The 26,036-nt window shown below is 69.2% G+C and carries 20 protein-coding genes; 11 read left to right on the top strand and 9 right to left on the bottom strand.

Features of this window, described 5'->3' with window-relative positions; translation table 11 throughout:
- The 3 genes from U5771_RS11760 to U5771_RS11750 form a co-directional block, all read left to right on the top strand.
- Positions 1–1,241 (top strand): helix-turn-helix domain-containing protein (locus U5771_RS11760; RefSeq protein ID WP_322024122.1); only part of this gene is annotated, 1,241 nt, incomplete at its 5' end.
- Positions 1,242–1,905: 664 nt separating this feature from the next.
- Positions 1,906–2,367 (top strand): hypothetical protein, encoded by a 462-nt coding sequence (locus U5771_RS11755; RefSeq protein ID WP_322024121.1) that lies wholly within the window; start codon positions 1,906–1,908, stop codon positions 2,365–2,367.
- A gap of 275 nt (positions 2,368–2,642) precedes the next feature.
- On the top strand, positions 2,643–3,854 hold the full coding sequence (locus tag U5771_RS11750; protein ID WP_322024120.1) for an MFS transporter: 1,212 nt from the start codon (positions 2,643–2,645) through the stop codon (positions 3,852–3,854).
- Positions 3,855–3,976: 122 nt separating this feature from the next.
- Here U5771_RS11750 and U5771_RS11745 read toward each other — a convergent pair whose 3' ends face one another.
- The 7 genes from U5771_RS11745 to cobA all read right to left on the bottom strand — a co-directional run bounded on the left by U5771_RS11745 (position 3,977) and on the right by cobA (position 10,008).
- Positions 3,977–4,675: a fumarylacetoacetate hydrolase family protein gene (locus U5771_RS11745; RefSeq protein ID WP_322024119.1), complete on the bottom strand. Its 699-nt coding sequence runs from the start codon at positions 4,673–4,675 to the stop codon at positions 3,977–3,979.
- A gap of 129 nt (positions 4,676–4,804) precedes the next feature.
- A complete protein-coding gene (locus tag U5771_RS11740) occupies positions 4,805–5,746 on the bottom strand; it encodes a helix-turn-helix transcriptional regulator (protein ID WP_322024118.1) in 942 nt (313 codons plus the stop codon).
- 137 nt (positions 5,747–5,883) lie between these two features.
- Positions 5,884–6,666, bottom strand: coding sequence for a YkgJ family cysteine cluster protein (locus U5771_RS11735; protein WP_322024117.1), 783 nt, complete (start codon positions 6,664–6,666; stop codon positions 5,884–5,886).
- A gap of 35 nt (positions 6,667–6,701) precedes the next feature.
- Complete coding sequence (locus U5771_RS11730; RefSeq protein ID WP_322024116.1) at positions 6,702–7,301, bottom strand: uracil-DNA glycosylase family protein; 600 nt, start codon at positions 7,299–7,301, stop codon at positions 6,702–6,704.
- Between the two features lie 145 nt (positions 7,302–7,446).
- Positions 7,447–8,490: a CmpA/NrtA family ABC transporter substrate-binding protein gene (locus U5771_RS11725; protein WP_322024115.1), complete on the bottom strand. Its 1,044-nt coding sequence runs from the start codon at positions 8,488–8,490 to the stop codon at positions 7,447–7,449.
- Positions 8,491–8,495: 5 nt separating this feature from the next.
- Positions 8,496–9,092, bottom strand: a complete 597-nt coding sequence (locus U5771_RS11720) for an ANTAR domain-containing response regulator (RefSeq protein ID WP_322024114.1) — start codon at positions 9,090–9,092, stop codon at positions 8,496–8,498.
- A gap of 154 nt (positions 9,093–9,246) precedes the next feature.
- A complete protein-coding gene (gene cobA, locus U5771_RS11715) occupies positions 9,247–10,008 on the bottom strand; it encodes a uroporphyrinogen-III C-methyltransferase (RefSeq protein ID WP_322024113.1) in 762 nt (253 codons plus the stop codon).
- 157 nt (positions 10,009–10,165) lie between these two features.
- On the opposite strand from cobA, the gene U5771_RS11710 reads away from it, so the two are divergent.
- The 5 genes from U5771_RS11710 to U5771_RS11690 are packed head-to-tail and all read left to right on the top strand — an operon-like array spanning position 10,166 to position 19,220.
- Positions 10,166–10,711, top strand: a complete 546-nt coding sequence (locus tag U5771_RS11710) for a hypothetical protein (RefSeq protein ID WP_322024112.1) — start codon at positions 10,166–10,168, stop codon at positions 10,709–10,711.
- A gap of 1 nt (position 10,712) precedes the next feature.
- Entirely contained in the window at positions 10,713–12,038 is a 1,326-nt protein-coding gene (locus U5771_RS11705; RefSeq protein ID WP_322024111.1) for an MFS transporter, read from the top strand.
- A 21-nt stretch (positions 12,039–12,059) separates the two neighbouring features.
- The gene (gene nirB, locus U5771_RS11700; RefSeq protein WP_322024110.1) at positions 12,060–14,633 is read left to right on the top strand and encodes a nitrite reductase large subunit NirB; all 2,574 of its coding nucleotides are present in this window, start codon (positions 12,060–12,062) and stop codon (positions 14,631–14,633) included.
- Positions 14,634–14,671: 38 nt separating this feature from the next.
- Positions 14,672–15,016, top strand: a complete 345-nt coding sequence (gene nirD / locus U5771_RS11695) for a nitrite reductase small subunit NirD (protein WP_014899114.1) — start codon at positions 14,672–14,674, stop codon at positions 15,014–15,016.
- Between the two features lie 16 nt (positions 15,017–15,032).
- Positions 15,033–19,220, top strand: a complete 4,188-nt coding sequence (locus U5771_RS11690; protein ID WP_322024109.1) for a bifunctional nitrate reductase/sulfite reductase flavoprotein subunit alpha — start codon at positions 15,033–15,035, stop codon at positions 19,218–19,220.
- A 175-nt stretch (positions 19,221–19,395) separates the two neighbouring features.
- Here U5771_RS11690 and U5771_RS11685 read toward each other — a convergent pair whose 3' ends face one another.
- Together U5771_RS11685 and U5771_RS11680 are read right to left on the bottom strand one after the other, a co-directional pair.
- A complete protein-coding gene (locus U5771_RS11685) occupies positions 19,396–20,172 on the bottom strand; it encodes an SDR family oxidoreductase (protein ID WP_322024108.1) in 777 nt (258 codons plus the stop codon).
- 4 nt (positions 20,173–20,176) lie between these two features.
- Positions 20,177–20,617 (bottom strand): heme-binding protein, encoded by a 441-nt coding sequence (locus U5771_RS11680; RefSeq protein WP_322024107.1) that lies wholly within the window; start codon positions 20,615–20,617, stop codon positions 20,177–20,179.
- Positions 20,618–20,714: 97 nt separating this feature from the next.
- Between U5771_RS11680 and U5771_RS11675 the strand changes: the two genes are divergently transcribed.
- From U5771_RS11675 to U5771_RS11665, 3 genes are all read left to right on the top strand, one after another.
- Complete coding sequence (locus tag U5771_RS11675; protein ID WP_322024127.1) at positions 20,715–21,668, top strand: LysR family transcriptional regulator; 954 nt, start codon at positions 20,715–20,717, stop codon at positions 21,666–21,668.
- A gap of 457 nt (positions 21,669–22,125) precedes the next feature.
- Positions 22,126–24,720 carry a bifunctional lysylphosphatidylglycerol flippase/synthetase MprF gene (gene mprF / locus U5771_RS11670; RefSeq protein ID WP_322024106.1) on the top strand — a complete coding sequence of 865 codons (2,595 nt, stop codon included), beginning with the start codon at positions 22,126–22,128 and terminating at the stop codon, positions 24,718–24,720.
- Complete coding sequence (locus tag U5771_RS11665) at positions 24,717–25,997, top strand: virulence factor family protein (RefSeq protein ID WP_322024105.1); 1,281 nt, start codon at positions 24,717–24,719, stop codon at positions 25,995–25,997. The genes mprF and U5771_RS11665 overlap by 4 nt, the downstream gene beginning before the upstream one ends.
- Positions 25,998–26,036: the final 39 nt, after the last annotated feature.

Here is a 26,036-nt window from a genome sequence, read left to right as displayed (position 1 = left end):
CGCCGGCAAGCCGTTCGCCGTGTGCTACGGCAAAGCACGTACTGGTATGCTTCGCAGGCTGCACTAGCGCGTTCCGGGCGAGCTATTGGATCAAGATGGCGTTCAGGAGTGCTGGTCGGATCAAGACCGGACGAAACTCAGCGAAGAGCGTTGCATTGAACGACGACCCACTACCCACTGCGATACCGCCAGGCCGCCTGTTGTTGCCGCCGGAGCTGCCGGCGCTCGCGCCCGGCATCGTGCACAGCAGTTTCAGCGTTCAAGGCGACGCCCGTCGAAGCTTGCTGGCCTGGCAAGAGCGCATGAGTCCTGTCTACGACATACTGCCTTCGTCAAAGCAAGCTGAGGGTACGTTCGATGCATCGATGTCCCGTTACACGATCGACAATCTGAGCATCTTCGACTTTCGCACGGGGCCGAACCTGGCCGTGCGATCGTTGGGGCGGGTGTCGACCGAGAGCGTGCGGGACATCACGTTCAGCGTATTCCTTGAAGGGCCACCGGCGCAGTTCCTGGGCGGCAAACCACGGTCCGACGCGCCGCACGTGCCGCACGTGCCAAGTATCCTCGCGCTGGACATGGATCAGCCGTGCACGATCCGGAGTTTTCATGGTCGGATACTTCTCCTTTTCGTGCCGCGCGCGCTGGTGGAAAAGTCATTCCCTGATGCGGCCTCACTGCATGGCCGCTGGATTCACGCGACCGACCCTCTGACGCGCTTGCTGATCGAGCATGTGGTGGCGCTCAATAAAACCATCGTCGGACTGAGCAAGGAGGAAGCGCATCAGTCCTTTCTCACCGCGGTAGAGCTGCTCGCTGTCGCTTTCTGCCGCCAAGCGGGTCTTGCCGGGAATGCCCGCGCGGCTGTACGCGCTGCTGTATACGGGCAAGTGCGGCGGCACGTCGAGGCAAATCTGCATGATCCGAATTTGTCGCCTGACAGCGTGTTGGCGTCGCTACATCTCTCACGCGCCAGCGTGTACCGCATATTCGCGCATGAAGGTGGCCTGGCCGCTTATATCCGCAACCGCAGGCTGCGAATGGCAGCCGATGAACTGGTGCGCTTTCCCCATGTGGAGGTACAGGACGTTGCCTCGGGGTTGGGCTTCAACGATGCGTCTAGCTTTACACGTGCATTCCGTCGCGCCTTCGACATCTCGCCACGAGAATTGCACGAGTACGCACCGTTGTTCCAGCACGGATATACAAGACGGGAGCGCTTTACAAAGAGGCAGGTGTGAACGGATTGGATCGTTGGCTGCGATCGGGGGCGCGAAATCATGGGGCCGTGTCGGTTTGGTAGAAGGCTTGGCCGGCGTGGAGGCGCCAGCTGACTGTTAGCGATCTACGCAGCCTTGCCGGATGACCTAACCGGGCTGGCGGCAGGCGTTCCGATAGCCGTTTGAAAGCGGCCATTGACTTCGGCCATCGGGGGGACGATTGCTGGGTGATTCGGCGCTGCTTTGGCAGGTTCCGGCCAATTGCGGACGTTCGTCCGCGCTTCCATACGGACTTTTTGATGTCAACTCGTCCAAGATTCTGGACATCTAAAGACGGATTTAATCCGGCTAGCCGTCGACCATAACCGTCGTCCGCAGTGGCGTAGATGGGGGCAGCGCTCGTCAAAGCCGTGCACGCGCAGGACTTCTTGACATGAGCGCTGCTGCCACCTAGCTTGACAAGAAGCGCATTAGAGACTCTATAGGACGTCATTGCACTTTGATACTAACAAGCCTGTTTGACAAGATCATGCTCGACGCTGTCGCTATCTTGGCCCGCATTTAGGCAGCCATTGGCTGAGCAGACGAACAGGGAGGCGTGGCGGCCCGCAAGAGTCTGCGTTCTCAGTCATTTGTGAAAATGTGAGTCGGCCCAAGAGGTAGTGCGATGAGAATCTCTATATCTATGGCTATATTTGTTGCGTTGATTGCAAGTGGTTGCGCGTCAACTGAAAGTGTGAAAGAGACAAAGGGCGAAGGTGTGAGTCGCACTTACGCATACGCTTATGAGCCTGTGTACAACTCTGTCCTCGCCGCTGCGAAAACCAAAAATCTCAAAGTCGTTGAGAATGACAAGTCCAATGGTCGTCTCATCCTGTCACATGGCGTTACCTTATGGAGCTGGGGTGAGAGGATTGCGATATTCGTGAAGCCCATTTCAAGCGCCAGCACAGAAGTAGAGATCGTTAGCAAGCCTGTACTGGAACCGCTCAATTTTCCGCCGGATTGGCAGAAGATTCTGTTTGAACAAGTCGATGTTGAACTTCGAACTCAAAAACTTGACGCCCAACCCAGCGCTCCGGCGCGACACCCTGAAGGCGCACATCGCGGCATTGCTGGCTTCGCCCCCTCAGCGCTAGCAGGATGAACGTCTTTTGTTGCCAAAAGCGATGGACGACCATAGGTCGGCTTTCGGCATTGTCTTTGCGCAGTAGAGACTGTTCGATTTTTCCGAGGCCGGCCATTTATTAACTACCACGCATTGCAAGGCTAAATGGCCGGTATGGCCGTGGAAGCGGCCTTCGAGCTATCGCAACCGCGTATGGCCGAAGAGGGTCGACAAACGACATCCCCGAAAACCCACGAAGAACGTTCCTTTTCCATTGCGCACGTCCAAGCGACGCCTGCGCGGAGGGCACCCGCTTGCACCCAAACCCGCCGATCGCTTCCGACCCGGCCGCACCGCGACAAACGACGCTGATCCTCCGGTGCGCGTTCTCGGTGCTGCCGTTGAGCCTGTTCCTGCCGTCGCTGCCAGCGATCGCGCGCGACCTGCACGCCGACTACGCGCTCGTCGCGCTGTCGCTCGGCGGCTACGCGGCGGTCGCTGCGTCGCTCGAGTTCGTGATGGGTCCGCTGTCGGACCGGTTCGGACGGCGGCCGATCATGCTGGCGAGCCTCGGCGTCTTCACGCTCGGGTCGCTGGGCTGCGCGATGGCGACGGATATCCGCGCATTCCTCGCATGGCGGCTGATGCAGGCGGCGATCACGTCGGTCTATCCGGTGTCGATGGCGACGCTGCGCGACACCGCCGGCGGCGGGCGCGCGGCGAGCCGGATCGGCTATGCGGCGATGGCGGCCGCCTTCGCGCCGATGATCGGCCCGACGCTCGGCGGCATGCTCGATCAGACGGTCGGCTGGCGCGCGAGCTTCTGGCTGCTCGGCGCGGTCGGCATGGTGCTGCTCGGCTGGTGCGCGTTCGATCTCGCGGAGACCCATGCGAAGCGCGCGACGACCCTCGGACGGCAGCTTCGCGCGTATCCGGCGCTGCTGCGCGCGCCTCGCTTCTGGGCCTATGCACTTTGCATGGCGTTCTCGACCGGCGCGTTCTACGCATTCCTGGCCGGCGCGCCGCTCGCCGCGCAAGCGGTGTTCCGCATTCCGCCCGCGGAGATCGGCTTCTACATGGGGACGATCACGGCCGGCTTCGTGGGCGGCAGCTTTCTGGCCGCACGCTACGCGCATCGCTATCCGCTCGCCACGACGATTCTGTGCGGACGGGTGTTCGCCTGCATGGGACCTGTGATCGGGCTCGCGCTGTTTTTCGGCGGGGCGACGCACGCGATCGCCTGGTTCGGACCGTGCGTGCTGATCGGCCTCGGCAACGGGCTGTCGAACCCGGGCGCGCATGCGGGCGCGATGTCGGTGCGGCCGGAACTGGCCGGTAGCGCATCGGGGCTGGCCGGGGCGATGACGATCGCGGGCGGGGCGGCGCTGTCGTCGCTGACGGGGGCGGTGCTGACCGTCAGGAACGCGGGTTATGCGCCGCTGGTCATGATGCTGCTGTCCGCGGCGATCGCGCTGGTGGCCGCGGGGTACGTACGACACTTCGACGCACGCGAGCAGGACGCTTGAGCGACTGCACGGGAACGGTAGGCACGATCCGGCGCGATGCGATCGCCGCCCGGACCGGCAGGGATCGGCACGATGCAACGGCCACCGGATGAACGGCGCGTCGCACGTGCCCGCACAACGCGTTACGGCTTCGCTCCCACCACGAACTCGAACGTCGCGACGCCATCGACGCCACCCGTCACGCGGTCGCCCGGCTGCAGCGCGCCGACGCCGGCCGGAGTGCCGGTGAAGATCAGGTCGCCGGCCTTCAGCTCGACCGAGCGCGACACGTAGGCGATCACGTCCGGCACGGCCCAGATCATGTCGGCGAGATCGCCTTGCTGGCGCGTTTCGCCGTTGACCGCGAGCCAGATCCGGCCGCTTGCCGGATGGCCGGTGGTGGCGGCCGCGCGCAGCGCGGTCACGGGGCCCGACGCGTCGAAGCCCTTCGCCCAGTCCCACGGGCGGCTCAGCTTCTTGGCCTCGGCCTGCAGGTCGCGGCGCGTGAGGTCGACGCCGACGCCGTAGCCCCACACGTGCGACAGCGCATCGGCCGGGTCGATCGACCGGCCGTCCTTGCCGATCGCGACGACCAGCTCGATTTCATGATGGAGGTCGCCGGTCAGCGGCGGATACGGGACGGTGCCGCCGGCGGGGACGATCGCGTCGGCCGGCTTCGTGAAGAAGAACGGCGGTTCGCGGTCGGGATCGGCGCCCATTTCGCGGGCATGGTCGGCGTAGTTGCGGCCGACGCAGAAGACGCGGCGCACGGGAAAGCGCGCGGACGACTGTTCGACTTCGACGGAAGGACGCTCGGAAGCGTCGATGACGTATGCGGACATCGGATGGCCTCGTTCGATGGAAAGACGGATGCCGTTGCCCGCGCATTGCACCGCGGGCCGGCATGCATGGAACGATACCCGACGCACCCGCGCCCGGATGCGACGCAACTGCGCTTTAACCGGACAAAACTACGCGTCGCCGGTTGCCGGCGCATCGTCGGCGGCCGGCAGCGCGGCGTTGGCGTCCCGGTACGCCTTCGGCGACACGCCGACCCGCGCGCGGAAGCGCCGCGCGAAATACCCTTCGTCGCGGAAGCCGACCGAGCGCGCGATGTCGGCAATGCGCCGGCTCGTATGCGCGAGCAGCGATTGCGCGAGCGCGATCCGGCGCTCGGTCACGAGATCGGTGAAGGTGCTGCCGGTTTCCTTGCGCACCAGGTGCGCGAGATAGTTCGGCGACAGGAACGCGGCCTCGGCGGTGGCCGCGAGCGTCAGGTCCTCGCGGGTCAGGTTCGCGCGCACGTGGCGCAGCACGCGCGCGAGCGCGTCGCGCCGGCCCGCGCGCTGGGCGCCGCGCTGCGCGAGCTTGTCGAGCGCGCCGGCGTACTGCGTGCAGACGAGCCCGATCAACTGCAGCAGATAGCCGCGCAGCACCGTGGTCGAGCCGAAGGTGCGCACGCGGTCGGCGTCGAGCATGCACAGCGCGAGGCGGCGCGCCTCGTCGAACGCGTCGCAGGTCAGGATGAAGTCGAGATGTTCCTGGAAGCGGAACGGCGTCAGCTCGGGAAAGCGGTGCGCGGGGACGTCCTCGAGGTCGAGCGGATCGACGTCGAGATCGGCGCGCAGGAATGCCTGGCTGAAGTTGATCACGATGAAATGCGCGCCTTCCGGATGCGGAATCAGGTGCTCGCGGTGCGGCAGCACGAACGCGAGCGCGCCGCGCGGAAACGGCCGCGTGACGCCGCCGATGCGCTGCTCGGTGTCGCCGCCGAGGTTGAACTGGATCTGGAAATACGCGTGTCGGTGCGGCTCGGTGATCGCCTGGCGCGACGCCTGGTCGCGGATGTAGAAATCGAGCCGGTCGCTGCGTTCGGGCATCCCGTACAGGCGCGGCGGGGCGGTGGAGGGCATGAAGGATTCTGCTGTTCGTGACGCGGTTGAGCCGCGATGGTACAGCGAACCGGGCGCGGCCGGAATCCGCGGGCCGATCCGCGGGCCGATCCGAGCAGGTGGGCCGGGCGGCCGGCGCTCGCCCGGCGACAAGGCAATCAGGCGGCCGGATGAAAGCCCAGGTACTGGCAGCGCGCGCCGGCCTCGTCGGTTGCGAGCCGGCTGGATGCGCCGACCGATCGGAGCGTGTCGGCGGTCGCGGTGCGATTCGTGAGCAGTGTCCATGCCGTCGGCGCGGGTTCGGCGGCCGCCGTCGCGCGCGCATCGTCGAGCCCGCTCAGCGCGGCGAGCAGCGCATCGGCGGGCGGTGCATGAATCGCGAAGCCTTCGTTCGCGACGGCCGCGGTATCGATGCCGAGCGCCGCGCACAGTCGCGCGCGCAACGGCGCCTCGGCCACGCTCGCGGCCCGTGCGCGGGCGATGTTCTCGCGCGTGAGCGCATCGACGATCGTACCGCCGCGGGTGAGCGGCGCCTGCTGCCAGGCGTCGGGCGGGCACTGCTTGCTGTCCGGCGTCAGCGGTACGAACGGATTGACCTCGGCCGGGTAGATCCGGCACACCAGCGGCCGTTCGTCGTAGATCGCGCAGCGCAGGTCGTCGAGCAGGTTCGGGCACGGCCCGGCATGGGACGCGGTGAGCAGGGCGGTGACGCGTATCGGCAGGGTACCGCTGAGCGCGGGCGACGAACGTGCCCGCTTGTACGCGGCGAACGCGTCGTCGGGGGCCGGTTCGACGGGCCATGGCATTGCGTCGCACAGCAGTTCCACATGGCCGCCGCGCCGCAGCCATGCAGCGGCTTCGGCGACGGTCAGCACAATGCGCAGGTCATGGCAGCAACGGCCGCAGCCGGTGCAGGAAAAGTCGATGTCGTTCCGATTCATTTCGATAGGGAGCGGGGCGCGGCCGCCGGCTTGCGTCAGCCGGCGATCAACGGCGCGACGCGGCGGCGCAGTTCGGGCACGACTTCGGCGTCGAACCACGGATGGTGCTTGAACCACGCCTGGTTGCGCGGCGACGGATGCGGCAGCGGCAGCACGCCGGGGCCGTAGTCGCGCCACGCCTGCACGGTGTCGGTCAGCGTCGCCTTGCGCGTGTCGCGCAGGACATGCCGCTGCGCATACTGGCCGATCAGCAGCGTCAGCCGGATCGAAGGCAATTCGGCGAGCAGCCGGTCGATCCACAGTCGCGCGCATTCGGGGCGCGGCGGGTTGTCGCCGCTCGCGCCGCGGCCCGGGTAGCAGAAGCCCATCGGCACGATCGCGAAGCGGGTCTCGTCGTAGAACGTGTCGGCGTCGACGCCGAGCCAGTCGCGCAGCCGCTTGCCGCTCGCATCGTCCCACGGGATGCCGCTCGCATGGACGCGGGCGCCGGGCGCCTGCCCGACGATCAGGACGGGGGCGTCGCGATGGGCGCGCACGACGGGACGCGGGCCGAGCGGCAAGTCGGCTTCGCATGCGCGGCACGCACGGATTTCGGTGAGCAGCACGTCGAGCGGCGTGCGCGTTCGTTTCGGCATTGATTCTGAACGGGGACGGAGTGGCGGCATGGAGGCAAACGCGTCCATGCGGCGCGGCGAGCCGGAGCGGACCGGCGCATCGCGTCAGGCGTTCGGCCGGGCGCGGCACGGCGCCGCGCGGCGGCCCCGGCCTCCCGGGCCGGGATCATCCGCCCGCCGTACCGCCTTCGGCGACCGCAGCATCATACAACGCCGTCTGCGCGATCGCCGCGGCGATCGCCGCGTCGTCGTGCGTGCCGTCGAGCATGCCCCAGCGCCGGTATTGCAACAGGAACCACCGGCCTTCCTGCGGATCCGGCCGGTTCACGGCGCCGCCGTCGTGGAAGCGGATCGGCAGCGGCGGCTGCGCGAACGGCCCGGCGCCGTAGTCGCCGAGCAGGCGCGGCGCGATCAGCCGGGCCGGCACGCCGAGCGCATCGGGCGACGCAAGCCAGCCGGCCGCGTCGCGGCGGTGCGCGGGATCGTCGAGCCAGGCGCACGCATCGACGAGCGTGCGAATCAGCGCCCGCGCCGTGGCCGGATACAGCGAGACGAAATCGCGACGGGCCGCGAGCACCTTCTCCGGATGGTCGGGCCAGATCTCGCTGGTGACGGCAACGGTCCGGCCCGCGCCGCACGCTTCGGCCACCGCATGCCACGGCTCGCCGGCGCAGAAGCCGTCGAGCTCGCCGCTCGCGAGCGCCGCGACCATCTCGGGCGGCGGAATCACGACGCTGCGCACGTCGCGCAGCGGATCGATGCCGTGCGACGCGAGCCAGTGGTTCAGCCACATCGCATGCGTGCCGGTCGGGAAGGTCTGCGCGAGCAGCGGCTTGCGGCCGAGCGTCGCGAGCGCCGCGCGGACGTCGCCGCTGTCGCGGTACGCGTCGGCGAGGCCGCGGGCGAACGTGATCGCCTGGCCGTTGCGGTTCAGCACCATCAGCGCGGCCATGTCGGCCTGCGGGCCGCCGATGCCGAGCTGCAGCCCGCACACGAGCCCGTACAGCGCGTGCGCGGCGTCGAGTTCGCCGGTCAGCAGCTTGTCGCGCACGGCGGCCCACGACGGCTGGCGACTCAGCTCCAGCGTCAGGCCATGGCGCGCGCCGAGATTCAGCTGCTGCGCGACGATCAGCGGGGCCGCGTCGCTCAGCGCGACGAACCCGAGACGAAGATGCGCGCGTTCCGGCGCGGCGGGAGGCGAAGGTTTCATGGCATTCATGACGGGTGGGTCGCATCGAGCAGTTGCCGCGCGACATCGACGATGCGCAGGCCCTGATCCATCGCGCGCTTGCGCAGCAACGCATACGCATCGTGCTCGGACAGCCGGCGCTGATCCATCAGCAGGCGCTTCGCGCGATCGATCAGCTTGCGTTCGGCGAGCTCGCGCTCGACGTCGGCGAGCCGGCGGCGCAGCGCATCGTCGTGCGAGAAGCGCGCGAGCGCGACTTCGAGGATCGGCGCGAGGCGCTCGGCCGACAGCCCTTCGACGAGATACGCGCTGACGCCGGCGCCGACCGCCGCGTGAATCAGCGCCTGATCGGCGTCGTGGCTGAACATCACCACGGGGCGCGGCGCGGTCGCGTGCATCACGGCGAGTTGTTCGAGCGTGTCGCGCGACGGCGAATCGGTATCGATGATCACGACGTCGGGGCGCTGCTCCTCGACGGCGGCGGGCAGGCGTGCAGGCGTCGCGACGTCGTTGAGCATTTCGTAGCCGAGGCGCGCGAGCGCGTCGCCGAGCTCGCCGATCGGCTTGTCGGTGTCGGTGACGAGCAGCACGCGCAGGCGTGCGGGCGGGACGGGCGAACTCATGACGCGAACAGGGACGGACTGACTGCGGTGCAAGGGTTGAACGGGGGTTGCGGGGCGCGCACGGATGGCGATGGGGTCGGGACATCGCGCGCGCATCCCCGGCAGCCGGCGCGAACGCGGCCGCGGTGAGCCGAACGGGCGTGCTGACGGCGCATTACGCGGCCCGGGACAGCATCGCTTCGCCGGCGGCATCGGTGCACAGCACCGCCGCTTCGCCGATCGCCGCGCCGACGAGCATCACGGCCGGGCTGCCGAGCCCGGCCGCCGCGACGCCGCGCGCGAGGCCGCCGAGCGTGCCGGTCCAGCGGCGCTCTTGCGGCGTGCCGGCCCATTGCACGGCGGCGGCCGGCGTCGACGCGGGCAACGCGGCGAGCAGGCCGGCCGCGATGCTGTCGACGCGGCTCATGCCCATGTAGATCGCGAGCGTGGTGCCGGTCGCCGCGAGCGCGGCCCAGTCGGGTTCGCCGTGATCCTGGCGGTGTGCGGTGACGAACGTGACGCCCTGGCAGTGCTCGCGGTGCGTGAGCGAGATGCCGAGGCTCGCGGCGGCCGCGAATCCTGATGATATGCCGTTGACGATCTCGACGGGAATCCCGGCGGCGCGCAGGGCCGCGAGTTCTTCGCCGGCGCGGCCGAACAGCAGCGCGTCGCCGCCCTTGACGCGCACGACGTGCGCGCCGCGCAGCGCATAGCGGCGCATCAGTTTCTCGATGAACGCCTGCGGCGTGGAGCGGCAGCCGCCGCGCTTGCCGACGCGGATCACGCGCGCGCGCGGCGCGAGTTCGACGACGCCGGGCGCGACGAGATCGTCGAGCAGCAGCACGTCGGCGGCCGCCAGCGCTTTCGCGGCCTTCAGCGTGAGGAGATCGGGATCGCCGGGGCCGGCGCCCAGCAGCGTGACTTTGCCAGTCGTCATGTCGTGTTCCAGTGCCGCGTGCGTGCGGCGGTCGATAACGCGTTGTTGCTTGCGGCGGCGGCGGGCGGTCGAAGCGATCGCGACATCCGGCCGTGCCGGGCACGGGGGGACGTCGTTGTCCTGATCTGCTGCGCCCGCCTGCGACGGCGGGCCTGATTTGCGGGGACTGCCCACCGGCGCCGTTGCCGGTGTGTGGATAGGAATCAGCAATATCCGGGCCAACCTGCGGGAACCCGGCGGCGAGCGAAGCAACAAGCGTGGCGACAAGCGCGGCGACAAGCGCGGCGACAAGCGCGGCGCGACGGCCACGACGGATGCCGACCCGCATGCGGCCGCGGGGCCGCGGCGCACGCGATGCCGCATCGGCGTGCATCGCGCCCCGTCAGCGCGCACCGTGATGTCGCACGGCGACAGTGCTGCAGCGCACCACATCTGTGCCTCGCTGCATCCCGACGCGTCGCACGCGGCGCACCGCAGCCATGCGTACGACGGCCGGCGCGCCTTGTGCGGCGGGGCTGCGCGTGCGTTTCGGGCCGACATGGCACGGCGTTTGCGTAAGCTGGTTCGGGCGGATCAACGGCGATTCGTCCGCAGTACCGATTACAGACGCGCCCGGCAACGGGCTTCATGGGCAACGGCGTCCTACACATCGGGTCTCGACGAGACCGGGTGTGCAGGACGCCGTTTTTCGTTTGGCGGATGACATGACCGACAAAGCTACCCGTATCGATCTCTTCAGCTTCCGCACCGCGCCGATGCGCGCGTTCCACATGACGTGGATGGCGTTTTTCGTGTGCTTCTTCGCGTGGTTCGCGTGCGCGCCGCTGATGCCGCTGATCGCGCGCGAATTTCACCTCACCGCGGCGCAGGTCGCGAACATCAACATCGCCGCCGTGGCCGCGACGATCGCCGTGCGGCTGCTGGTCGGCCCGATGTGCGACCGCTTCGGCCCGCGCCGCGTGTATGTCGGGCTGCTCGTGCTCGGCGCGATTCCCGTGTTCGCGGTGTCGTTCTCGCACGACTATCTGACGTTCCTGCTCTGCCGGCTCGGCATCGGCGCGATCGGCGCGGGCTTCGTGATCACCCAGTACCACACGTCGGTGATGTTCGCGCCGAACGTGGTCGGCACCGCGAACGCGACGACGGCCGGCTGGGGCAACGCCGGCGCGGGCGCGACGCAGGCGATGATGCCGCTGCTGGTCGCCGCCGGCCTGATGCTCGGCTTCGGCGACGACGCGTCGTGGCGCATCGCGCTCGTCGTGCCGGGCGTCGCGATGCTCGCGATGGCCTGGGCGTACTGGCGCTTCACGCAGGACTGCCCGCAAGGCGACTTCGTCGCGCTGCGCAAGCAGGGCGTGACGGTCGACAGCGGCAAGAAGGGCGGCTGGGCGAGCTTCTTCGCCGCGTGCGGCAACTATCGCGTGTGGATGCTGTTCGTCACGTACGGCGCGTGCTTCGGCGTCGAGGTGTTCATCCACAACATCGCCGCGCTGTACTACGTCGATCACTTCAGCCTGTCGCTGAAGGACGCCGGCTTCGCGGTCGGCCTGTTCGGGCTGCTCGCGCTGTTCGCCCGCGCGCTCGGCGGCTGGCTGTCGGACAAGATCGCCGCGCACCGCAGCCTCGACGTGCGCGCGACGCTGCTGTGCGCGCTGATCGTCGGTGAAGGGCTCGGGCTGATCTGGTTCTCGCATGCGCAAGGCATCGGCATGGCGCTCGTCGCGATGCTGACCTTCGGCCTCTTCACGCACATGGCCTGCGGCGCGACCTATGCACTCGTGCCGTTCATCGACCGCAAGGCGCTCGGCGGCGTCGCGGGGATCGTCGGTGCGGGCGGCAACGTCGGCGCGGTGGCCGCGGCCTTCCTGCTGAAGGGCGTCGGCGACGTGCAGCACACGCTGAGCCTGCTCGGGCTCGCCGTCACGGCGACCGCCCTGTGCGCGATGGCCGTGCGCTTCAGCGAAGAACACAAGGCACGCGAGGCCGAGCTGCGCGACCGCGCGCTGGCCGCCGCCAACGCCGCGAACTGATCGACCGAAGGAACCGTCATCATGAAACTCATCGTCATCGGCCACGGGATGGTCGGCCACAAGCTGCTCGAATGCGTCGCCGCGCAAGCCGGCGCGGCGGGCGCGCTGCAGGTCACGGTGCTCGGCGAGGAGCCGCGCCCGGCGTACGACCGCGTGCACCTGTCGGAATTCTTCGCGGGCAAGTCGGCCGACGACCTGTCGCTCGTCGAGCCCGGCTTCTTCGCGCGTCATCCGCAGTTCGACCTGCGCCTGAACGCCCGGGTCGCGTCGATCGACCGAGCCGCGCACACGGTCACGCTCGCGTCGGGCGAAACGCTCGCGTACGACAAGCTGGTGCTCGCGACGGGCTCGCGTCCGTTCGTGCCGCCGGTGCCGGGCCGCGATCGCGCGGGCTGCTTCGTGTACCGGACGATCGAGGATCTCGAGGCGATGCAGGCGTGCGGCACGCATGCGAAGCGCGGCGTGGTGATCGGCGGCGGGCTGCTCGGCCTCGAATGCGCGAAGGCGCTGCGCGACATGGGGCTCGACACGCACGTCGTCGAATTCGCGCCGCGGCTGATGGCGGTGCAGGTCGACGACGGCGGCGGCCGGATGCTGCGCGCGAAGATCGAGTCGCTCGGCGTGACCGTGCATACGGGCAAGAACACGCTCGAGATCGTCGACGGCGAGGCAGGCACGCATCGGATGGCGTTCGCCGACGGCTCGCATCTCGACACCGACATGATCGTGTTCTCGGCCGGCATCCGCGCGCGCGACGAACTGGCGCGGGCGTGCGGCCTCGAAATCGGCCCGCGCGGCGGCGTCGCGATCGACGACGCGTGCCGCACGAGCGACGCCGACATCTACGCGATCGGCGAATGCGCGGCCTGGAACGGGATGGTGTACGGCCTCGTCGCGCCGGGCTACGACATGGCGCGCGTGGTCGCTAAGCAGCTCGGCGGCGACGTCGCGGCTGCGGCCGACGCCGCGTTCGCCGGTGCCGACATGAGCACCAAGCTGAAGCTGATGGGCGTCGACGTCGCGAGCATCGGCGACGCGCACGGCGCGACGGCCGGCAGCCGCACCTACCAGTACGCGGACGAGCGCCGCCAGGTCTACAAGAAGCTGGTGGTGTCGGACTGCGGCAAGTTCCTGCACGGCGCGGTGATGGTCGGCGACGCGGCCGAATACGGCACGCTGCTGCAGATGATGCTGAACCGCATCGAGCTGCCCGAGTCGCCGGAATTCCTGATCCTGCCGTCGTCGGACGGCGCGGCGAAGCCCGCGATCGGCGTCGACGCGCTGCCGGAAGGCGCGCAGATCTGCTCGTGCAACAACGTGTCGAAGTCGCAGATCTGCGCGGCGGTGGCCGACGGCGCGACCAGCCTCGGCGCGCTGAAGTCGTGCACGGGCGCGGGCACGTCGTGCGGCGGCTGCGTGCCGCTCGTCACGCAGATCATGAAGGCCGAGATGAAGAAGCAGGGCCTCGCGGTCAACAACCATCTGTGCGAGCACTTCCCGCATTCGCGCCAGGAGCTGTTCCACCTGATCCGCGTCGAGCGCATCACGACCTTCGACGAACTGCTCGCGAAGCACGGCCACGGGCTCGGCTGCGACGTGTGCAAGCCGGCCGTCGCGGGGATCCTCGCGTCGTGCTTCAACGAGTTCGTGCTGAAGAAGGAGCATGCGGGGCTGCAGGATTCGAACGACTACTACCTCGCGAACATCCAGCGCGACGGCACGTACTCGGTCGTGCCGCGCATGCCGGGCGGCGAGGTGACGCCGGAAGGGCTGATCGCCGTCGGTCAGGTCGCGAAGAAGTACGGTCTGTACACGAAGATCACGGGCGGCCAGCGCGTCGACCTGTTCGGCGCGCGCGTCGAGCAGCTGCCGTCGATCTGGGAAGAACTGATCGCGGCCGGCTTCGAATCGGGGCACGCGTACGGCAAGGCGCTGCGCACCGTGAAGTCGTGCGTCGGCTCGACATGGTGCCGTTACGGCGTCGACGATTCGGTCGGTCTCGCGATCGACCTGGAAAACCGCTACAAGGGGCTGCGCACGCCGCACAAGATCAAGTTCGGCGTATCCGGCTGCACGCGCGAATGCGCGGAAGCGCAGGGCAAGGACGTCGGCATCATCGCGACCGAAAAAGGCTGGAACCTGTACGTGTGCGGCAACGGCGGGATGAAGCCGCGCCACGCGGAACTGCTCGCGTCCGACCTCGACCGCGACACGCTGATCCGCTACATCGACCGCTTCCTGATGTTCTACGTGCGCACGGCCGACCGGCTGCAGCGCACCAGCGTGTGGCGCGACAACCTCGAAGGCGGGCTCGACTACCTGACCGACGTCGTCGTGCACGACAGGCTCGGGATCGCGGCCGAACTCGAGGCCGACATGCAGCACGTGGTCGACACCTACGAATGCGAATGGAAGAAGGCCGTCACCGATCCGGAAACGCGCAAGCGCTTCCGCCACTTCGTGAACAGCGACGCGCCGGACGCGACCATCGCGTTCGTCGAGACGCGCGGCCAGATCCGGCCTGCTACGCCCGACGAGCGCGCGGGCGGCAAGCCGGTTTCGATCCCCGTCGTCGCCGAACCCGCAACCGTCTGACCCTGACCGACACCAGCGTCTTTACCAAGGAGCCCATCATGAACGATCGTCTTCCCCTGTCCTGGACCCGTGTGTGCCCGCTCGACGACATCGTGCCGAACACCGGCGTGTGCGCGCTCGTCAACGGCGAGCAGGTCGCGGTGTTTCACGTCGCGCATGCCGACGGCGGCGTGTTCGCGATCGACAACGTCGACCCGGTGTCGCAGGCGGCCGTGATGTCGCGCGGGCTGATCGGCAGCCTCGGCGAGCGCGTGGTGGTCGCGTCGCCGCTGTACAAGCAGCATTTCGACCTGCGGACCGGCGAATGCCTCGAATCGCCCGAGCAATCGGTGAGCGCGTATCCGTCGCGGGTCGAGGACGGTTTCGTGTGGATCGCCGCCTGAGCACCCTGGAGCACGCATGACCGCCACCCCCGTCAAGAGCGTGTGCCCGTACTGCGGCGTCGGCTGCGGGATGGTGCTGCACGTCGAGGATGACGAAGTCGTCAAGGTGTCCGGCGACTCCGATCATCCGACCAACTTCGGGCGGCTGTGCACGAAGGGCTCGTCGGCGCACGTCGCGTTGCGCCGCTCCGGGCGGCTCGACCGCGCGTTCGTGCGGCGCGCGCGCGAGGACGACCTCGTGCCGCTGCCGGCCCGCGACGCGATCGCCGAGACCGCGCGGCGGCTGCGCGCGGTGCTCGACGCGCACGGGCCCGACGCGCTGTCGTTCTACGTGTCGGGGCAGATGTCGATCGAGGCGCAATACCTCGTGAACAAGCTCGCGAAGGGTTTCGTCGGCACCAACAACATCGAGTCGAACTCGCGCCTGTGCATGGCGAGCGCGGGCACCGGCTACAAGCAGTCGCTCGGCGCGGACGGCCCGCCCGGGTCGTACCAGGACTTCGACCGCGCGAACCTGTTCTTCGTGATCGGCGCGAACATGGCCGACTGCCACCCGATCCTGTTCCTGCGGATGATGGATCGCGTGAAGGCCGGCGCGAAGCTGATCGTCGTCGATCCGCGCCGCACCGGCACCGCCGACAAGGCCGACCTGTTCCTGCAGATCCGGCCGGGCACCGATCTCGCGCTGACCAACGGATTGCTGCACCTGCTGCATGCGAACGGCCGCACCGATGCCGCGTTCATCGATGCGTACACCGAAGGCTGGGACGCGATGCCCGCGTTCCTCGCCGACTACACGCCCGAACGTGTCGCCGGGATCACCGGGCTCGCGGAAGCCGACATCCGCACGGCCGCGCAATGGATCGGCGACGCGCAGGAATGGATGAGCTGCTGGACGATGGGGCTCAACCAGAGCACGCACGGCGTGTGGAACACCAACGCGATCTGCAACCTGCATCTCGCGACGGGCAAGATCTGCCGCACCGGGAGCGGACCGTTCTCGCTGACCGGCCAGCCGAACGCGATGGGCGGACGCGAGATGGGCTACATGGGCCCCGGCCTGCCGGGCCAGCGCTCGGTGCTGTCCGACGACGACCGCCGCTTCGTCGAGCACCTGTGGCGTGTGCCGGCCGGCACGCTGCGCAAGGACCCCGGCAAGGGCACCGTCGACCTGTTCGAACGGATGGCGGCCGGCGACATCAAGGCGTGCTGGATCGTCTGCACGAATCCGGTCGCGACCGTGCCGAACCGGCAGAACGTGATCGCGGGGCTGCAGGCCGCGGCGCTCGTGATCGCGCAGGACGCGTTCCTCGACACCGAGACCAACCGCTACGCGGACATCCTGTTGCCCGGCGCGCTGTGGGCCGAGGGCGACGGCGTGATGATCAACTCCGAGCGCAACATGACGCTGATGCGCGCCGCGGTCGCGCCGCCCGGCGACGCGCTGCCGGACTGGCGCATCGTCGCGGAAGTCGCGCGCGCGATGGGCTTCGGCGATGCGTTCGACTATGCGTCGGCGGCCGACGTGTTCGACGAGATCGTGCGCTTTTCGAATCCGGCGACCGGCTACGACCTGCGCGGCGCGAGCCATGCGGCGCTGCGCGAGGGCCCCGTGCAATGGCCGGTCGCGCCGGGCACCGCGCGTGAGCGGCATCCGATCCGCTACCTGAACGACGGGGTGAGCCAGACGCTGCGCCCGGCGGCCGACGGGCACGACGTGCCGCGCGTTGCGTTCCCGACGCCGTCGGGCAAGGCGCGCTTCTTCGCGCGGCCGCACGTCGCGCCGGCCGAGTTGCCAGACGACACGTTCCCGATCGTGCTGAACACCGGGCGGCTGCAGCATCAATGGCACACGATGACGAAGACGGGCAAGGTTGCGATGCTGAACAAGCTGAACCCGCGCCCGTTCGTCGAACTGCATCCGGACGACGCGAGCGCGCTCGGCATCGCCACCCGGGACAGCGTCGAGATTCGCTCGGCGCGCGGCCGCGCGGTGCTGCCGGCCGTCGTGACCGAGCGCGTGCAGCGCGGCAACTGCTTCGCGCCGATGCACTGGAACGACGTGTACGGCGACGACCTGTGCATCAACGCGGTGACGAACGACGCGATCGATCCGGAATCGCAGCAACCCGAACTGAAATATTGCGCGGTCGCGCTGACGCGCGTCGACACCGACGCGTTCGCGTCCGCCGACGACGACACGGCGCGACCCGATGCCGCCGCTGCCGACGCGCGGCCCGCGCCGGAGACGGTGCAGATCACGGCTTCACAGGAATCCGACATGGCAGACCTCGACACTTTCGCGGCCGCGCTCGGCGTGGCCGATCTCGCGCCGCCGCCGCTCTCCGATGCGGAGCGCCTGTACGTGGCCGGCCTCGTCAGCGGGCTGAAGGCGAGCGCCGGCCGGCGCGAAGGCAGCGTGCCGGTGCTGCCGGCCGGCGCGCCGCTCGCGCCGCCGGTGCGGTTCTGGCTCGACGGGATGCTCGCGGGGCTGTTCAGCCGCTCGGTGCCGGCCCACACGGCGGATGGCGCGGCGCCCGCGCTGCCGGCCGAGGCCGCCGCGCCCGGCGGCGTGCGGATCGTGCGCACGCGTCCGAAGGTCGTGCTGCTGTGGGCGTCGCAGACCGGCAACATCGAATCGCTGACGGAAGATTACGCGACGCAACTGATGAACGCCGGCTTCGAGATCCGCACCGCGTGCATGTCCGACTATCCGGTCGCGTCGCTGGCCGGCGCGCAATACGTGCTGCTGATGACGAGCACGTTCGGCGACGGCGATGCGCCCGACAACGGCAGCGAGTTCTGGGACGCGCTGCAGGCCGGCAGCGCCGCGCGCCTCGACGGCGTGCATTTCGCGGTGCTCGCGTTCGGCGATCGCAACTACGACCAGTTCTGCGGGCACGGCCGCCGGCTCGATGCGCGGCTCGCGGAACTCGGCGCGGCGCGCCTGTGCGCACGCGTCGATTGCGACGTCGAGTTCCAAAGCGATGCCGACCAGTGGCTCGAACGCGTGGTCGCCCGCATCAAGGAAGCGGATGCCGCGCTGCACGCGGTGCCGTCCGCCGGGATGAGCGCGTCGGGGCTGCTGCCGACCAAGGCGCATCCGGCGCCGTCGAAGCTCGTCGCGAACCTGCGGCTCAACCGGCCGGGCGCCGCGAAGGACACGCGCTACGTGTCGCTGTCGACCGAAGGCGCGAACCTCGAATACGAAACCGGCGACGCGCTCGGCGTGTGGCCGACCAACTGCCCGGAGCTGGTCGACGAACTGCTGTCGGTCACCGCGCTGAAGGCCGACGCCCCCGTGTCGGTCGCGGGCGTCGGCGACGTGCGGCTCGGCGATGCGCTGGCGCGCCACTTCGACATCACGCGCCCGCACCCCGACACGCTCGCGTTCATCGCGTCGCGCAGCGCGAACGGCGCGCTGAAGGCGCTGCTCGGCGACGATCGCAAGGCCGACCTGAAGCAATGGTTGTGGGGGCAACAGCTCGCGGACGTGCTGCACGAGTTCCCGGTCGATCTGTCGGGCACGGAGCTGGTGTCGATGCTCAAGCGCATGCAGCCGCGCCTGTATTCGATCGCGTCGAGCCCGAGCGCGCACCAGGGCGAGATTCACCTGACGGTGTCGGCCGTGCGTTATCACAACGGGCGCCGCGCGCGCAAAGGCGTCGCGTCGACCTTCCTCGCCGATCGCGCGGACGACGGCCGCGTGCCGGTGTTCGTGCAGAAGTCCGCGCATTTCCGGCCGCCGGTGAACGGCGACGTGCCGGTCGTGATGGTCGGCCCCGGCACCGGCGTCGCGCCGTTCCGCGGTTTCCTGCACGAGCGGCAGGCGCGCGGCGCGCGCGGACGCAACTGGCTGTTCTTCGGCGAGCAGCATGCGCAGACCGACTTCTACTACGGCGACGAACTGGGCGCGATGCGCGACAGCGGCTTCCTGACGCGGCTCGATCTCGCGTTCTCGCGCGACCAGGCCGACAAGATCTACGTGCAGGACCGGATGCGCGAGCAGGGCGCCGAGCTGTACAAGTGGCTGGAGGAAGGCGCGCACTTCTACGTGTGCGGCGACGCCGCGCGGATGGCCAAGGACGTCGATACCGCGCTGAAGGCGGTCGTCGCCGAGCACGGCGGGATGTCGGACGAAGCCGCGAACGACTACGTCGCGAAGCTCTCGAAGGCGCGGCGCTACATGCGGGACGTGTACTGACCGCGGGCGGCGCGGCTTGACGCGGCCCGCCGGCCCGCGGGCCCGACTTCGGCGACGGGTTGGCCTGCGACGGTTTGCGCCGTCGGGCGGGCCGTCGACGGAGAACGCCGCGCGCGACAGGCGGGGTGGCGGGCGTGGCGTTCCTGAGTGACCCGCCGGCCGCCGCCGGCCTGCGTTACTGCTGCCGTTCCCACGCGCGCGCCTGCTCGGCGCGCACGAACGCTTCCGACGACTGCGGCAGCAGGTTGCGGAACGCGCCGCCATCGTTTTCGATCACGTCGACCATCCTCGCGATCATTTCCTCCGGATCGTGCTGCTCGAGCGGGAAGGTCAGCCGCTCGGGCGTCACGGTATGGACGGCCGGATCGCGCCAGCGTTGCGGCGTTTCCATCATCCGGTCGTTGAAGCCGGTGCTGTACGGGCCCGGGTTCACGACCGCGACGCGGATGCCGTGCGGCGCCAGTTCCGCATGCATCGCCTCGGCGACCGATTCGACTGCGTGCTTCGACGCGCAATAGGCGCCCGTGAACGGCCCGGTGATCAGCCCCGCGATCGACGACACGAACACGATCTTGCCGTGCCCGCGCGCGAGCATGCCGCGGGCGATCTGCTGCGTGAGTTCGAGCGGCCCGAACACGTTGACGTCGAACAGCTCGCGCACGATCTCGACCGGCAGGTCGACCAGCGCGCCGGCCTCGCCGACGCCCGCGTTGTTCAGGAGCACGTCAACGTCGAGCTCGGCCGCGCGGGAGCGGTCGTAAGCCGACGTGACGTCGAGCTTCACCGCGCGCAATGCCGTGCCGCGCTGCTTGGCGGCGTCCGTCAGCGCGTCGATCTCGGCGGTCGTGCGGACGCCGGCCGTGACCGCGTGACCGTGTTGCGCGAGCCGCAGCGCGACTTCGCGGCCGAAGCCGGTGCCCGCGCCGGTGATGAGAATGCGTTTCTGTGCCATGTACTTACCTTGAGGTGGGAAAGGTTGCGTGAAAGCGATCGCGGCAGTGCCGGGCGATCGCGTCGTCCTGCTCGACGCTGCCGCCCGACACGCCGATCGCGCCGACGCAGCGCCCGCTGCCGTCGACGAGCGGCTCGCCGCCGCCGAACGTGACGAGCCCGCCGTGGCTGTGCTCGATCCCGCGCAGCGGGCCGTCGCCGGACATCTCGCCGAGCGCGCCGGTCGAGGCGCGGAAGCGGATCGCCGTCAGCGCCTTGCGTTGCGCGAGGTCGATCGCGCCGAGAAAGCAGTCGTCGGTGCGGAGGAACGCGAGCAGGTTCGCGCCGGCGTCGACGATCGCGACCGATACGCCGGCGACCTGCAGCGACGCGGCCTGCGCGAGCGCGGTGTCGAGCGTCTGCCGGACGGCGGCGAGCGGCAGTGCGGGGCTGTGGTGCGGATCCATTCGATACTCCGGTGGGGGACGACCGGGCTAGTGTAGGCAGTTCCCGTATATGGGAGAATCGGCATTCCGCTCGAAGGAGTTTCAAGTTTTTTTAATGATGAGCAGACGCGATCCGATGGCCGGGCTGCACGTGTTCATGAGCGTCGCGACGGCCGGCAACTTCACGCGCGCGGCCGCCGCGCTGGGCCTGACGCCCGCCGCCGTCAGCCTGGCGATCGGCCAGCTCGAGGGCGAGCTGAACGTGAAACTGTTCAACCGCAGCACGCGCGGCGTGAGCCTGACCGAAGCCGGCCAGCATTACCGGCAGCAGACGGAGCCCGCGTACCGGCAGGTCGTGCAGGCGCGCGACGCGCTGAAGGAGGTGCGCGGCGAGCCGGGCGGGCTGTTGCGCGTCACGGCGCTGCCGCTCGCGCGCTCGCTCGTGATCGCGCCGATCCTGGCCGCGTTCCGTGCGCGCTATCCGAAGGTCCGGCTCGAGATCCGCTACGAGAACGAACTGGTCGATATCGCGAAGGAGGGCTTCGACGCGGGGATTCGTCTTGCCGACCGGCTGCAGCCCGGCATGATCGGCGTGCGGATCGCGCCCGCGCTGACCTGCGCGCTGGTCGCGTCGCCCGGCTATCTGGCGCGGCACGGCACGCCCGCGTCGATCGCCGAGCTGGAGCGCCATGCGTGCATCCGTTTCCGGTTCTCGGAGAGCGGGCGCCTGCACAAGTGGCTGCTGCACGACGGGCGTCGCGACGTCGATCTCGATCCCGAAGGCGTGTTCGTGACGAACGATGCGGACGGGGTGATCGATGCCGCGCGCGAGGGCGTCGGCATCGCGTTCGCGTTCATGCGCGAGCGCATCGAGGCGGACCTGCGCGGCGGCACGCTCGTCGAGGTGCTGCCGGGCGCGTGCCGGACGCTGCCGCCGATGTGGCTCTATTACGTGAATCGCAAGCACGTGCCGGCGAAGCTGCGCGCGTTCATCGACGTGCTGCGGGAGCGGGCCGACGCAGACTCGCGCGACACGGCGATCGGGCTGGCGGCGCACGAGCGGGCGAAGTGACGGGGGCGATGATGGAGCGATGAAGGGCGCGACGAAGGGCGCGACGAAGGGCGCGTGATGCGGACGCATGAGGCGGGCACGATATCCGTCCCCATTCCCCCGAATCCCGCGCCCGGTCGCGGTTTTGCCCTCGTTCGCTCGGCCGGGCCGGGAGAATTTCTCCCAAATGCGTCACAAGTCATTCAACCGATGAAAAAACCCCGCCGGTTCCCGGTATCATGCGCACCTCGCGCGCGATTGTGCTGCCGAATTGATACGACGTTTATGCACGCGGCACCACAAAACCGCACAGAGCGAGCCCGAAAGATTTTGTAATATAAGTTCCGTATACTCGTAAGTTCTGATCCAGGCGCCGCCTGCCTTCGTCCCAGGCCGACCGCCCACGCAGAACAACCAGATTCGTCGCCGCCAGGCCACCTTGCGCCGCGACACGCTATGCACCACCACTGAACCATCTATGTCTTCCCGCCACCCAGGTCCGCCCGGCCGTGCCGCGGCGGCGATCGCCCGTGTCTCGGCGTTGATCCGCAACGAGCGCGTGCTGTCGCCGCTGCTCGCGCTCGGCATCGGCCTGCTGCTGATCGTGGTGTTCCAGCACCTGTCCGAATCCGTCGACTACCGGTCGGTGATCCGCCAGCTGCGCCACATGTCCGCGGGCGAGTGGGGCGCGTCGCTGGCCGCGACGGCCCTCAGCTATCTCGCGCTCGTCGCCCGCGATGCGGTCGGCCTGCGTTACGTCGCCGCGAAGGTGCCGCGCGCCGCGCTGTGGATCGGCGCGATCGCCGGCTCCGCGCTCGGCAATGCGACCGGCTTCGGCGCGCTGACGGGCGGCGCGGTGCGCGCGCGCGTGTACGGCGTGTCGGGCGTCACGCCCGCGCAGATCGGCCGGATGACCGTATTCACCAGCGGCACGCTCGCGCTCGCGCTGGTGCTGATGACGGCGGTCGGCATGGTCTGCGTGCCGCAGACGCTCGCGGCGATGCTGCATGTCGCGCCCGGCGTGCTCACGTGGAGCGGCGCAGCGCTGCTCGTCGTGCTGGCCGCCATGGTCGCGATGTGCGGCCATAGCGCGCGTCCGGTCGCCACGCGCTTCAAATGGCTCGCGTTCGATGTGCCGGCACGGCGCGACCTCGTCGCGCAGGTCGTCTACGCGGTGCTCGACGTCGTGGCCGCGGGCCTGACGCTGTGGGTGCTGCTGCCGGCGGCGCCGGTCGGCTTCCCGACCTTCATCACCGTGTACGCGGCCGCGCTGCTGCTCGGGATGATCGGCCATACGCCGGGCGGGATCGGCGTGTTCGAAGCCGCGATGGTCTTCACGCTGGGCCGCGAAGTGCCCGCGCACGCGATGGTCGCCGCGCTGATCGCCTATCGCGCGATCTACTTCGGCGTGCCGCTCGTGCTGTCGGCCGGCCTGCTGGCCGGGTTCGAGGGCCGCGCGCTGCGCCGCCGGCTCGTGACGCGGCAGGCCGCGCGCGTGTCGCAACTGGCGCCGGTGTTCCTGAGCCTCGTGACCTTCGCGGTCGGCGGGATGCTGGTGATCTCGAGCGCGACGCCCGCGTTCTGGCACCGGATCGCGATCCTGCGCAACATCGTGCCGCTGTGGGTGCTCGAAGGCTCGCAGGTGATCTGCAGCGTGCTGGGCGTCGCGTTGCTGTTCGTCGCGCGCGGGCTGCTGCGCCGGCTGGACGGGGCGTGGTGGATGACCTTCGCGCTGACGCTCGCGAGCCTCGCGCTGTCGCTGGCGAAGGGTCTCGCGTTCGTCGAGGCCGGCGTGCTCGGCACGCTGCTGGTGCTGCTGCTCGTCAGCCGCCGGCGCTTCAACCGGCATTCGTCGCTGCTCGCCGAACGCTTCACGGTGAGCTGGTTCGTGTCGGTGACGATGGTGCTCGTGCTCGCCGTGTGGGTGCTGTGCTTCGCGTTCCGCGACGTGCCGTACACCCGCGATCTGTGGTCGCATTTCGCGTTCGACGAGCGCGCGCCGCGTGCGCTGCGCGCGACGCTCGCGGCCGGCGTGTTCGTCGCGATGTTCGCGCTGTGGCAATTGCTGCGTCCGGCGCCCGGGCGTTTCGTGAAGCCCGCCGAGCAGGACCTGCTCGACGCCGAGCAGATCATCCGCGCGCAGGAATGCAGCGATGCGGGCCTCGCGCTGATGGGCGACAAGTCGTTCCTGTTTTCCGAATCGCGTCGCGCGTTCCTGATGTACGCGAAAAACGGCCGCACGTGGGCCGCGCTGCACGACCCGGTCGGGCCGCGTGAGGAATGGCCGGCGCTGATCAGCAAGTTCATCGCGCTGGCGCACGCGCACAGCGGCCGCGCGGCGTTCTACCAGGTGCGCGCGAACGCGCTGCCGCTGTATCTCGACGCCGGGCTCACGCTGATGAAGCTCGGCGAGGAAGCCCATATCGCGCTCGACCGGTTCGACCTGAAGGGTTCGAACCGGTCGCACCTGCGCTACGCGCTGCGCCGCGGCGACAAGGACGCGCTGACGGTCGAGGTGATCGCGCCGCCCGACGTGCCGGCCGCGCTGCCGTCGCTGCGCGACATCTCCGACGGCTGGCTCGACAGCCGCGACGCGCGCGAGAAGAGCTTTTCGGTGGCCGCGTTCCACGACGGCTATCTCGCGACGCAGTCGGTGATGCTGGTGCGCCAGGCCGACAAGCCGATCGCCTTCGTCACGTTCATGACGACCGACCTCAATACCGAGGCGACGGTCGGCGTGATGCGTCATCTGCCGGACGCGTCGCCGTATGCGATGGAGTATCTGTTTACGCAGCTCGCGCTGCATCTGAAGGAAGCGGGGTTCCGCAAGCTGAGCCTGGGCATCGCGCCGTTCTCGGGGATGGGGGCGGCGAAGATGCCGTCGCCGTGGCACCGGTTCGGGCTGATGGTCTGGCGCTTCGGCGGCCGCTTCTACAACTTCCGTGGCTTGCGTGCATTCAAGAGCAAGTTCGAGCCGCACTGGGAGCCGCGTTATCTCGCGGCCTCGGGCTCGGTCGGCGTGTTCGTCACGCTCGCGGATCTGTCCCTGCTGGCTGGAGGTCGGCGTTCATGACGTTGAAGAAGGGTATCGCGCAGGCGGCAGTCGCCTGCGCGGGAATGATGCTGGCCGGCGCCGCGTTGGCGGCGCAGCCGGCGGCGGCGAAACCGGAAACCGTGTCGGGCGGCCGCTACGGCCCCGTGATCGTGACGAAGCCGAGCGGCCCGCTGCGCGGCTTCGTCGTGCTGTTCTCGCGTGAGCGAGGCTGGGGCGCGGCCGATCAGCAGGCGGCCGACGCGCTCGCGAAAGCGGGCGCGATGACGGTCGGCGTGGATTCGGAGCGCTATGCGGCGAACCTCGCCGCGAAGCAGGAAACCTGTCACCACCTCGACGGCGACGCCGAGGCGGTCAGCCACCAGCTCGAACGCCTCGCGCAATCGGCGCGCTATTACACGCCGATCGTCGCGGGCGTGGGCCAGGGCGGCGCGATCGCGAAGCAGATCCTGTCGATGGCGCCGGAGAACACGATCGCCGGCGTCGTGTCGGTCGGTCCGGCCGCGAAGCTCGATGCGCGCTTCAAGCCATGCCCGCCCGATCCGACGATCGTGCGCCGCGCGATGCCGGGTTTCGTCGAAACGGCCGCGGCCGGCGATACCGCGAAGCTCGTGTCGCTCGTCACGTCGCACCTGCACGACACCAGCAGCAGCGACGAGCTGGACGTGTCGGATCTGCCGCTCGTCGAGCTGCCGGCCAAGGGCGGCAGCGACCGCCTCGCGATCGTGATCTCGGGCGACGGCGGCTGGCGCGATCTCGACAAGACGATCGCCGAGGCGCTGCAGCGCGACGGCGTGGCGGTGGTGGGCATCGACAGCCTGCGCTACTTCTGGAGCGAGAAGCCGCCTGCCCAGGTGAGCCGCGACCTGGCGCGCGTGATGCGCACCTACATGGCGCGCTGGCATGCGAACCGCGTGGCGCTGGTCGGCTACTCGTTCGGCGCGGACGTGATGCCGTTCGCGTACAACCGGCTGCCGGCCGACCTGCGCGACAAGGTCGCGGTGATGTCGCTGCTCGGCTTCGCGCCGGCGGCGGATTTCCAGATCCGCGTGACGGGCTGGCTCGGGATGCCGGCGAGCGACAAGGCGATGAAGGTCGCGCCGGAAATCGCGAAGGTGCCGCCGCGGCTCGTGCAGTGCTTTTACGGCGCGGAAGAGAAGGACACGATGTGTCCGGCGCTCGCGAACACCGGTGCCGACGTGATCAAGACCGGGGGCGACCACCACTTCGGCCACGATTACATCGCGCTCGAGAAGAAGATCCTCGGCGCATTCGGCAAGCCGGTGGCGGCGCGCTGAACGCCGGCGCCCGCTTCGCGGCGGGCGCGGCGCTTGCGG

This window comes from Burkholderia sp. BCC1977, from assembly GCF_905339595.1.
Lineage (GTDB): Bacteria > Pseudomonadota > Gammaproteobacteria > Burkholderiales > Burkholderiaceae > Burkholderia.
This window is presented reverse-complemented; position numbering and strand designations above follow the sequence as displayed.

Coding starts and splice junctions, on each gene's coding strand:
- U5771_RS11755 (WP_322024121.1), top strand. CDS start 1,906: ATGGCTATATTTGTTGCGTTGATTGCAAGTGGTTGCGCGTCAACTGAA.
- U5771_RS11745 (WP_322024119.1), bottom strand. CDS start 4,675: ATGTCCGCATACGTCATCGACGCTTCCGAGCGTCCTTCCGTCGAAGTC.
- U5771_RS11740 (WP_322024118.1), bottom strand. CDS start 5,746: ATGCCCTCCACCGCCCCGCCGCGCCTGTACGGGATGCCCGAACGCAGC.
- U5771_RS11735 (WP_322024117.1), bottom strand. CDS start 6,666: ATGAATCGGAACGACATCGACTTTTCCTGCACCGGCTGCGGCCGTTGC.
- U5771_RS11730 (WP_322024116.1), bottom strand. CDS start 7,301: ATGCCGAAACGAACGCGCACGCCGCTCGACGTGCTGCTCACCGAAATC.
- U5771_RS11725 (WP_322024115.1), bottom strand. CDS start 8,490: ATGAAACCTTCGCCTCCCGCCGCGCCGGAACGCGCGCATCTTCGTCTC.
- U5771_RS11720 (WP_322024114.1), bottom strand. CDS start 9,092: ATGAGTTCGCCCGTCCCGCCCGCACGCCTGCGCGTGCTGCTCGTCACC.
- cobA (WP_322024113.1), bottom strand. CDS start 10,008: ATGACGACTGGCAAAGTCACGCTGCTGGGCGCCGGCCCCGGCGATCCC.
- U5771_RS11705 (WP_322024111.1), top strand. CDS start 10,713: ATGACCGACAAAGCTACCCGTATCGATCTCTTCAGCTTCCGCACCGCG.
- nirB (WP_322024110.1), top strand. CDS start 12,060: ATGAAACTCATCGTCATCGGCCACGGGATGGTCGGCCACAAGCTGCTC.
- nirD (WP_014899114.1), top strand. CDS start 14,672: ATGAACGATCGTCTTCCCCTGTCCTGGACCCGTGTGTGCCCGCTCGAC.
- U5771_RS11690 (WP_322024109.1), top strand. CDS start 15,033: ATGACCGCCACCCCCGTCAAGAGCGTGTGCCCGTACTGCGGCGTCGGC.
- U5771_RS11685 (WP_322024108.1), bottom strand. CDS start 20,172: ATGGCACAGAAACGCATTCTCATCACCGGCGCGGGCACCGGCTTCGGC.
- U5771_RS11680 (WP_322024107.1), bottom strand. CDS start 20,617: ATGGATCCGCACCACAGCCCCGCACTGCCGCTCGCCGCCGTCCGGCAG.
- U5771_RS11675 (WP_322024127.1), top strand. CDS start 20,715: ATGAGCAGACGCGATCCGATGGCCGGGCTGCACGTGTTCATGAGCGTC.
- mprF (WP_322024106.1), top strand. CDS start 22,126: ATGTCTTCCCGCCACCCAGGTCCGCCCGGCCGTGCCGCGGCGGCGATC.
- U5771_RS11665 (WP_322024105.1), top strand. CDS start 24,717: ATGACGTTGAAGAAGGGTATCGCGCAGGCGGCAGTCGCCTGCGCGGGA.